This is a genomic window from Sphingobacterium rhinopitheci, assembly GCF_022627575.1.
Lineage (GTDB): Bacteria > Bacteroidota > Bacteroidia > Sphingobacteriales > Sphingobacteriaceae > Sphingobacterium > Sphingobacterium rhinopitheci.
On the sequence record NZ_JADEYQ010000061.1, the window covers coordinates 1 to 725 of the forward strand.

General features: G+C 27.7%; 2 protein-coding genes. One reads left to right on the forward strand and one right to left on the reverse strand.

Translation table 11 applies throughout. The annotated features are described in order from the left end of the window. Positions 1-132: 132 nt before the first annotated feature. The gene (locus tag IP023_RS15775; RefSeq protein WP_241791364.1) at positions 133-279 is read left to right on the forward strand and encodes a hypothetical protein; all 147 of its coding nucleotides are present in this window, start codon (positions 133-135) and stop codon (positions 277-279) included. Positions 280-478: 199 nt separating this feature from the next. Here the strand turns inward: IP023_RS15775 and IP023_RS15780 are convergent. Next, positions 479-725 (reverse strand): hypothetical protein (locus IP023_RS15780; RefSeq protein ID WP_241791365.1); only part of this gene is annotated, 247 nt, incomplete at its 5' end.

Consider the following 725-nt stretch of genomic DNA (forward strand, 5'->3'; position numbering starts at 1 on the left):
ATGATTTGAACCTCGCTGAATTTACTCTTTTTCATAATCCCTAATTTAATAAAACTACATTTTTAATCGTAGCGTTTTTTAGGGAAGATTACAAAGGGATATAGCAAAGAAACCATTTCTAAATTATTACTTATGCGTTCAGTTTACAAAGATGTCAAAAAGAGTCCGGAGGAAATATATACAGCACTTAATTTGACACGTGCTACTTTCTACCGCTACGCAAAGATTTTAGATACGCATTCAGATGATGAAATAAAGAAAATGACTGTCGGTAAATAGTTTGCTTATCTTAAGTCTATTTTAACATATTTGAACTGTTTGAAAAATAGGTAAGGCTACAGTGCCATATTAAAAAGCTCATTCTCCCCTTTTTCAATATGGTGCAAGCTAGTTGGATTATTATATTATATGGGATTTATCCTGGTACAGCTACGAAGCATGAGGGCAGCACAAAGAATAAAATTATAATCTCATTTTTTTAATAGATATGAAATGTATAAGAAAAAAAGGGGTTAGCATTTCTTTGATTATCATTTACAAATTTTATATCAAATTTTAAATTTGATCTTAAGAAGTTATCAAATTTTGTAAATTGATCGAAAAAACATTCTCTTTGAGAAAATACTGTATTTATAAAATAATCTACTCCTATTAATTTTTTATCATTACTAAAAAACAATGTAACTTGAATATTATTACCTTTCAGAGAGTCAAATAATTCAAAA